10 protein-coding genes and 1 riboswitch are annotated in these 8,530 nt (G+C 40.5%); of the genes, 4 read left to right on the top strand and 6 right to left on the bottom strand.

All coding sequences use genetic code 11. The features are described 5' to 3' along the window. Nucleotides 1–123 precede the first annotated feature (123 nt). The 5 genes from FTV11_RS06425 to FTV11_RS06405 all read right to left on the bottom strand — a co-directional run bounded on the left by FTV11_RS06425 (nucleotide 124) and on the right by FTV11_RS06405 (nucleotide 3,495). A complete protein-coding gene (locus FTV11_RS06425; protein ID WP_180007584.1) occupies nucleotides 124–540 on the bottom strand; it encodes an ABZJ_00895 family protein in 417 nt (138 codons plus the stop codon). A 124-nt stretch (nucleotides 541–664) separates the two neighbouring features. Then, a complete protein-coding gene (locus tag FTV11_RS06420; RefSeq protein ID WP_078192189.1) occupies nucleotides 665–1,075 on the bottom strand; it encodes an ABZJ_00895 family protein in 411 nt (136 codons plus the stop codon). Nucleotides 1,076–1,095: 20 nt separating this feature from the next. Further along, nucleotides 1,096–1,707 carry a DedA family protein gene (locus tag FTV11_RS06415; protein ID WP_168378111.1) on the bottom strand — a complete coding sequence of 204 codons (612 nt, stop codon included), beginning with the start codon at nucleotides 1,705–1,707 and terminating at the stop codon, nucleotides 1,096–1,098. A 364-nt stretch (nucleotides 1,708–2,071) separates the two neighbouring features. Then, nucleotides 2,072–2,368: a hypothetical protein gene (locus FTV11_RS06410; RefSeq protein WP_180011540.1), complete on the bottom strand. Its 297-nt coding sequence runs from the start codon at nucleotides 2,366–2,368 to the stop codon at nucleotides 2,072–2,074. A 194-nt stretch (nucleotides 2,369–2,562) separates the two neighbouring features. Beyond that, nucleotides 2,563–3,495: a rhodanese-related sulfurtransferase gene (locus tag FTV11_RS06405; RefSeq protein ID WP_180011542.1), complete on the bottom strand. Its 933-nt coding sequence runs from the start codon at nucleotides 3,493–3,495 to the stop codon at nucleotides 2,563–2,565. 188 nt (nucleotides 3,496–3,683) lie between these two features. Between FTV11_RS06405 and FTV11_RS06400 the strand changes: the two genes are divergently transcribed. Then, a complete protein-coding gene (locus FTV11_RS06400; protein ID WP_078191447.1) occupies nucleotides 3,684–4,172 on the top strand; it encodes a DUF1289 domain-containing protein in 489 nt (162 codons plus the stop codon). Nucleotides 4,173–4,233: 61 nt separating this feature from the next. Next, entirely contained in the window at nucleotides 4,234–4,845 is a 612-nt protein-coding gene (locus tag FTV11_RS06395; RefSeq protein ID WP_180025800.1) for a LysE family translocator, read from the top strand. Nucleotides 4,846–4,932: 87 nt separating this feature from the next. Here the strand turns inward: FTV11_RS06395 and ribB are convergent, their stop codons facing one another. After that, nucleotides 4,933–5,592: a 3,4-dihydroxy-2-butanone-4-phosphate synthase gene (ribB, locus tag FTV11_RS06390; RefSeq protein WP_180073601.1), complete on the bottom strand. Its 660-nt coding sequence runs from the start codon at nucleotides 5,590–5,592 to the stop codon at nucleotides 4,933–4,935. Nucleotides 5,593–5,695: 103 nt separating this feature from the next. Next, a riboswitch (FMN riboswitch) is annotated at nucleotides 5,696–5,849 on the bottom strand. Nucleotides 5,850–6,019: 170 nt separating this feature from the next. Between ribB and FTV11_RS06385 the strand changes: the two genes are divergently transcribed. Both FTV11_RS06385 and FTV11_RS06380 read left to right on the top strand, forming a co-directional pair. Continuing rightward, on the top strand, nucleotides 6,020–7,861 hold the full coding sequence (locus FTV11_RS06385) for a DUF2157 domain-containing protein (protein ID WP_180073600.1): 1,842 nt from the start codon (nucleotides 6,020–6,022) through the stop codon (nucleotides 7,859–7,861). After that, nucleotides 7,858–8,481, top strand: a complete 624-nt coding sequence (locus tag FTV11_RS06380) for a GDYXXLXY domain-containing protein (RefSeq protein ID WP_257223195.1) — start codon at nucleotides 7,858–7,860, stop codon at nucleotides 8,479–8,481. The genes FTV11_RS06385 and FTV11_RS06380 overlap by 4 nt, the downstream gene beginning before the upstream one ends. Nucleotides 8,482–8,530: the final 49 nt, after the last annotated feature.

Genomic DNA, 8,530 nt, shown 5'->3' with positions numbered 1-8,530 from the left:
CAATTACGCAAAATAATTCGGTACTATTAAACATGAGGATAGAGTTGTGAGTTTTGTGTGGTAACTCAACTGATGGCTCTAGTCCTCATATTTTTCAAGTCAATTTCTTATCCGCGATTCGGGTTAACTACGTTTGGCTTTTAAAAAGCTTTTCGCCATCCATCCAAAAGATAAAGCCAACACGAGATAATGGATAAGTAGCGTAAAGCTGATAGCAAGCAGCCAGACCCAAGCGGGTAATTGCGTTAGCACCATTTGAATAAAGGCTTGGGTTTCTGGGAAGATCAAGAGACAAATGACTGTAGCAACGACACTGATGAGAACCGACGCTAAAATACAGCTCCAAATCAAAGTTCGCTTTTCTAACTTATCTGGCACTCGCTGATGGTCTTTAACAAAGCTGGATGCCGCAGCAAAACCGCCCACGATGAGACAGGTAATAGATGAACCACCGGGTAAATCAAAGAAAGATTCGATGGCTGCGACAGCAACCATGGCGAGGGCATAAGCAATGCTAAATGTGATGATGTATTTTTTCATTATTTAATGTTCATGTTTTCGTTTTATAAAGAGCGAGTATAGCTTGCCCGAAGTTTCTTCACTGAATTTTAACTTTCATTGAAGTGGTGATGATTTAAATTTTAACGCAATACATTGAAAAAATTTATAATTTTTTAGCGCAGTAGTCTGCATACCAACCGTAGGCAATATGAAATATCGTGCCATGAATGGCGACCATGCAGAGCATAACTACAGCAGTTAGCCCAATGCCTGCATTATCCACAGACTTCATAATGCTTTCGGCATTGGGATTCATCAGCACCAAGAACAGCACAAAAAAGCTACCAATGATGATTGCAACGGCACTGGAGCCCCAAACCAGTTGGATCTTTTCATGGTTGCTAGGCACACGTTGTTCTTTCTTTACAAAATGCCCAACGCTGATTAATGCACATGCCACCAATGTAGGAATTAATGTAATACCACCAAGATTTAATCCAAAAATTAATACGGTAATCAAAAGCACCAAGGCGATGCTATAAACAGCAGCAAAGTGTAGGAGATAGTGTTTCATTTAAGCCCCAAAACAAAAAATTAACGAGGTCGACGTTTATGTCGACGGTACAAAATCCAACTAATAATGATGACTGTGATCAGAATAATCACATGGCCAACTTTACTAAATATTTGCTGCATTAACTGCTGATTTTCACCTAAATAAAAACCCATACAAGCTAAAAAAGTGGTCCAAATAATCGTGCCTAAACCACTATAAAACATGAACTTCCAAAATGGCATGCGGCTCATTCCAGCAGGAATACTAATGAGAGAACGCACAGCTGGAATCATTCGTCCGAAAAATACAATGCGGTGACCGTATTGCTCAAACCATGCTAGAGATTTTTTTACATCTGCCGATTTGATAAATAAATACTTTCCATAGCGATCGACGAAGTGAAAGATGGATTCATGCTTAAATTTATAACCAATCCAATATAGCAATGCAGCCGCCAGTAAAGAGCCGACACAACCTGAAATAATGACACCAATGAGCAGTAGTTGACCTTGGGAGGCAGAATAGCCAGCCGAGGGCATGATGATTTCTGAGGGGATTGGGGGGAAGACATTGTCAAGGAACATGAGTAGGGCAATACCGAGATAACCCAATTGTTCCATGATTGAAATGATCCATTCAGTTAAAGTCATGGTAGCTAAGGCAGAGAAAAGGTGTATTTATCCTATGTTGAAAAGTGCAGTGGGTAAAGTTCCGTTTTAAATATTCCTGAAACCACCTAAGTAAAACAACAAATATTGAGTTCATCTTGTCTTTAAGTAGCACGTAGGCTGAATTAGAAGGAAAAGTATGAATACGTGATGGCATTAAGCAATGCTGAATGATATAAGGTTGAATAATTGAAAGGCTTGGATCATAGTTTTTATAGTATTGAGTGTACGCTGTTCAGTTTGGATTTTATTTTTGATTTTGGCGCTTTAGCAGCCTTAAAAATCGTTTTATATACTGAACAGCGTAGGACAAAGTTGCAATAAGTAGCTTTGCAAGGTGCGCAAATTAATCATCATGTTCCATATTTAACAGGGTGTGAATATAGACTTGGCGTAAGCTCAGAGATAAAGCAAATGGAATCGCACAAAGTCCAAGAATGTTGAGCAGAGTGGGTTGTAAGTGCAAAGTATAAGCAATAAATAAGGCAAAAATTGCACCAATGCATGTGGCAATACTGACTATCAAAATATGCGACTGTTGGTTAAGGAGGTGTTTTAATTCTGCAACACTTTCTTTTACACGTGGAGCGGGTAAAGCAAGGCGCCTTGAGGTTGCAATAGGAGAGTTGATTAATTTTGGCATAATGCTTTCCTTTTCAATTATCTATAAGGATTTTCTCGGATCAATTGATCAGAATAAGCATAAATGCGCGAACTGATTCTCGTAAATAACCAGATATAGTTATTTTGTCAAAAAAATTAAGTCACTGTTGAGAATGCGTAAAAAAAGCCCTAAAAATAGGGCTTTTATTTATATATCGTTACAACAAATTTTGCTTAGAGACGCTTACGTTTTGCTGCCACAATTTGTGATTGACGCATACGGAAGCCTGCTTTTTGCTGTTCAGTGGTTTTGTCGATACAGTATTTGCATGATACGCCGTGTTCGTAGCTCGGAAGTTCAACTTCAGCAGGAGCCAGTGGCCAACCGCATGCGTGACATTTGATATTTTCGCCTTCTTCCATACCGTGAGTGACAGCAGTACGACCGTCAAATACGAAACATTCACCTTCCCACATGCTTTCTTCAACAGGGGTTTCTTCTAAATATTTTAAAATACCGCCTTTAAGGTGATAAACCTCATTAAAGCCTTCTTGAAGTAAAAGTGAGGTTGATTTTTCACAGCGAATACCGCCTGTACAGAACATGGCAATTTTCTTATCTTTATGCTGCTCAAGCTCTTTTTTCACGTATTCAGGGAATTCACGGAAAGTCTCAGTTTTCGGGTCAATCGCACCCTTAAATGTACCTGCTTTGTATTCATAGTCGTTACGTGTATCAATTAGGATTACGTCATCACGTGCAATTAGTTCATTCCATTCTTTAGGATCAAGATAGTGACCGACTAAATCACGTGGTTTCACTTCCACACCTAAAGTCACGATTTCTTTTTTCAGTTTGATCTTCATTTTACGGAATGGTTTATCCGCGCTATGCGATTCTTTGTATTCCATCGCATTGAAGCCTTCATTGAGAAGGAATTGATGGATGATATCTACAGATTTACGGTCACCGGCAACCGTACCGTTAATACCTTCACCTGCCACAATTAGAGTACCGCAAAGGTTGATGGTTTTTACCAAGTCTAAAAGACGTTGTTGAAGATCGGCAGGATCTTGAACTTCTTTGAATTGATAAAGTGCGGCAACAACCCAACCAGAGGTCGCTTGCTGTTCTACAGGTGCAAGCTGTTCTACAGTAGCGTTCATGGAGTACTCCAAGTGAATAAACAGGATAAAAATTAAGGCGCACATTCTACCGTGATTTGGATGAATAAGCGAGTAATGTGGTGGCTTTTAACCACACATTTGATCATAGCTTCATTTCAGTAGTTTTAGCGTGTATAGTCATGCCGAGTTGTTTTTATCCCATAAATATTGATTGAATGGAGCCGGTTTTGAGTACTGATCGTCGAATTGCCTCGTTAACCCCATGTGCAGGGCGTTGTTCTACGGTATTTGGTGATTCAGTCTGTCGTGGTTGCCGCCGCTTTAATCATGAAGTCATAAAATGGAATACTTATACGGCAGAGCAACACACGGCCATTTGGTGTCGTTTAGATGCACAGTTAGATCAAATTTTAATACCGATGTTGCCGCAAGCAGATATCGTCCATGTCGAAGGCTTTGTTTTGTCTAAGCGAGTTCGCTTACGTCCAGATGCAAGCAAAGGCCGCAAACTGTATCACGCACTCAAGCTCTGCGAAAAAAACCGTCATTTCACAGATGACAGTGGACTCGGGATACATTACAAACAGGTACGACCGTTGTGGGATGAATTTGAGCGTCGCGTTTTGGCACTCGCCACAGCCAGCTATGATTTGGCATTCTTAAGAGCAGATGCCATTCGCTTGCATTTATTGCAAAACATGGATGAAGAGGACTAAGTCCTCTTTTTTTATGTATGAAATTTATCGTGATCTAAATAATAAGTGAAGGAATCTCAGCGTGAATTATTCGGAGTACTTTTTATATTGTGTGGCAGTCATCGTAATGATTGCAACGCCTGGACCTGTCATGCTGTTGGTCGCAAGTGCAGGCTTACAAGGTGGCTATAAAAAGGCATTTCAAACCATTGTCGGGACGAATTTTGCTTCACTGATTTTGATCGTACTGTCGGTGTGTATTTTAAAAGGCATTTTAAATGTGAATGCGCACTGGCTCGATGGCATTAAAATACTGGGTTGTATATATATTGCTTATATTGGGTTTGATATTTTAAAAGAAGTGATGACACAGCCCACTGAGCAATCTCTGCAGTTAAAAGCAGCTCAAGGGGGCTTTAAGCAAGGACTGATCGTGGGGATTTCAAATCCTAAGGATATTATTTTCTTTGCTTCATTTTTTCCGCAGTTTGTAGGAATTACTCCTCATCTTAATCTGAGTTTAATTGTGTTGACCCTCAGTTGGATCGTTTTAGATTTTGCGACCTTGTCTTTGGTGTATTTGTCTTTTCATCGATTGTCGAAATCACGCTGGTATAAAAAATTGTTGGCACTGTGTGGGCTGATTTTAGTGGTAGTTGCCATCTACGGGATCTATAGCATATTCACGGTTTAATTCTTAACTTGAAATGTGCAGTAAAAAATAAAAAAGGCTGATTCAATCAGCCTTTTTATGAATGTGTAGAGCTTTAATTAATTCGCACTAGAGATTGTGCTGTAAACGATATTGCACAATTTCTTCAATGGTGAGTACAGTCAAATGATGGGTTTGTGCATACGCTAAAACTTGTACGCCATTGGCCATTGTGCCGTCTGGGTTGGTTAATTCACACAAAACACCTGCAGGTTTTAAACCGGCCAGACGTGCCAAATCAATAGTCCCTTCAGTATGTCCACGACGGGTCAATACGCCGCCTTCACGCGCACGTAAAGGAAAAACATGACCCGGACGGTTTAAGTCACTAGCAACAGCACCATCTTTAATTGCGGCTTTGACTGTAGTTGTTCGGTCTTTTGCTGAAACTCCAGTAGTAACACCTTCCGCAGCTTCAATGGTGACGGTAAAGGCAGTTTTAAAATGGCTAGAGTTATCAGACACCATGGGTGGAAGTTCTAAATGATTAGCCTGAGCATCGGTTAAACACAGGCAGACAATCCCTGAACCGTCACGAATCATACGTGCCATGGTTTCTACAGTCAGTGTTTCTGCTGCAACAATCAGGTCGGATTCATTTTCACGGTCAAAATCGTCCATGACTAAAACAGGCTTGCCTTGACGAATGTCTTCTAAGGCTTGCAGCATGCGCTGTTCTGCAGGTGGAAGGGCAGAAAAGAAAATTTCGGGTTGAATTAAACTAGACATTGAAACGCTCGCGTAAATTTTAGATACGGTTGAACATTTCAGGACATGTGAAATAGTGGCGTTACGATATATATTGAAAATGATCAATGATATAGAGATGTGACGTCGTCTTCTTTCATCCGGACTATACCGTCGGCTCAGGTATTGCACCTGATCTGCGAATCGCGTTTAAACGATTGGCTCGTGGGCTTTTTGCAGGGCTTTCAACCCAGCAAATTTACCACCGGTGGGGAATTTCACCCCGCCCTGAAGCGATGTGTCTTGAGTATAGACCTGTTTGAGTGCTGATGGGGGATTATTGCTTAGAATCCTTTGCAAAATTTTAGATAAGTAATGTTATAAGATTGGATTTGTAAGCATTTTTATAAAGTGTGCCAAAGCATGCTATCGTGCCGATAAATCAACCATGATTGCATAATGATAAAAAATGACGCTTCCTCAGCATTCTCAGCAGCAGAATATAAAGCTGCATCGTTCACAGTTAGATCAAGAGTTTTCAACAGATTTGTTCCAAGCTGTACAGGTTATTCGGTATCTGCAAGTAATCGGTGTTGCACTGATAGCTGCCAGTTTCGTGTATTTGATCGCGGCAAACTGGTTGATGTTGCCAAAATTCATTCAATTGGCAATTCCAATGTTGCTGTTGCTACTGAGTGCTGTGACGAGTGTATATGTTGCAAGTCGTGTTTGGATTCAGCAAAGTTTAGATACTTTAAGTGCTTTGTTGCTTGGATTGAGTTTGGCTGTGATTGGGCAGGTCTATCAAACAGGTGCAGACAGTTATCTGTTATTTTTGGTCTGGGCTTTGCTGCTTTTACCTTGGTTATCTCGACCGAATATTGGAGTCTTTGCGTTACTGTGTTTGATCAGTCAATTGGCATTATTTTTATATTTTAAACAAAGCTATTTAATCGTTGATCATTCATGGTGGTATTTACTCTGCATGAATGTATTGACGGCAATTTGTGTGACCTTGTGTTTGAAATATTATGCTGCACTGCGCTTTGTATTTGTTGCATTTATTACACTAATGTCGATGTATTGCATGTTTTTATACTGCGGAAATGGGGCAGAGCAGTATCAATGGCAATATTTAATTTTTGCCTTGTTGCTTCCAATTTATCTGATTATCTATTTTTATCGACAACATCGTGCATTAGAAACCAGTTTACAAGCTGCAGGTCTCGCCGCGAGTTTCAGTATTTTGATTTTCCAATGGGCAGAACATATTTTATCTGACTCGAGTGCAGGATTGTTGGTTTTTGCCTTGCTGATATTTGCTTGGTTTGCGGTGATCAGTTGGGCACTGATGAAATTTCTGCCACAGACTAAATTTGCGGTTATTCCTTTAGCGATTGGGGCATGGTTCGCAGGCATTATTTTATCGAGCTTATTGCTGACCTATTGGAAGGCGTTTTCAATCGTCATGGGCTTAGTTTTTGTGGCTGTGGCTTGGTGGTTGATTCGACGAGCTAAAAGTATCTTTAGTCGCCAATTTGCTTACTGCTTATGGGTATGTGGCCAATCTGCGGTCTTCATACATACAGAGAGCTTGACCGATAGCATTGGGTTTATTTTAGTATTACAAATTGGCGTTATCTTGCTCTGTTTGTTTAGTCGAATGCATTGGTTTATTGTTTTTATTCAACTCATTGCAGGATATGGCCTTGTAGTGGCCACACTATTTGATGCCGATCTTTTTATGAGCGATGAACATGTCATCTTAGCTGTGATTGGATTGAATTATATTCTACTGATTTTCTTGCTCGGGAGTGCAACAGCTTGGTTGCACTCGATGTATCGAAAAAGTGTTGTGTTGTGGATGTTATGCATCGTATTGGCGGGTGTGGTGTTGCAGACCTTGTCAAATAACGTTCTACATTTTGAACAGACCCAACATGGTGTTCTTGACCTGTTTATCGTTTATCTACTGCCTGTGGTTTGGCTTGGCCTTTACATCGCAAATCAGCAAAAACAGACGGGGCGCGAAAAATGGCTGTTACTGCTATTGGGTCTTGTGCTGATTGCGATGGGCTATTTTGAAATTTTCTTGTTATTGGTTTTATTGGCATGGGCGCAGGTCTATCAGCAATCTTTGGTTAAAGCCCTTTGCATCGTGTTGATCATTTTTAGCTTATGGATGCTGTATTACAATTTAGGGTTGAGCTTTTTACTGAAAAGTTTAACGATTTTGATCTCTGGTCTTTTGCTGCTTGGCATCACCAAAATGTTAACTGCGATACAGCATAAACAAGGGGAAGGAGCATGATGAACATACTCAATAAAAAAATGCTTCCTATTGGTTTGGCTGTACTCAGTATTCTTTTATTTGTACTGATGATTGCACGGCATGAATGGCATCTGGCAAACAGTCAGAGTATTTATGTAAAGCTGCAACCGGTCGATCCTCGCTCTTTGATTCAAGGAGATTATATGGCCTTGAATTATCAGCTCTATTTTGGTGGTCAGCCTTCTGAAGAGCAATCTGCTAATGGGCAGGCTGCCAAAGCGAACAAAGAAGAAAATGTACACCGTGACTATTTTGTAGATCAAAAAAGTATTGTGAGTTATGTGCAGCTTGATGCACAGCGTAGGGTGATTCGAACCAGTTTCAACCCAGAGTTGTTAGCGCAGTATCCAAGCTCATCCACAAAACTGGTGCTCAAAAATCCTGACAATAGATTTGAGGGTTTATATCCCGCTGCGAGCAGCTTTTTATTTGCTGAAGGCTTGGAGTCGTGCTATCGCGATGCGCAATATGCAGAGCTAAAGGTACAAGAAAATGGTCAGCCTTTGTTGGTGGGTTTGGTCGGAGAGCATTTACAGCCCTTTGATTGTAAACAAAACCAAGCATGGTGGAAGGGCCCGAGAGCAGGGGAGATAAGTTGAGCTGTTGAGTTGTATGTAGTGATATGCGTCTAATACTGAATTTTTGCAG

This window comes from Acinetobacter sp. YH12231 (genome assembly GCF_013417755.1).
GTDB classification, from domain to species: Bacteria; Pseudomonadota; Gammaproteobacteria; order Pseudomonadales; family Moraxellaceae; genus Acinetobacter; species Acinetobacter amyesii.
This window is presented reverse-complemented; position numbering and strand designations above follow the sequence as displayed.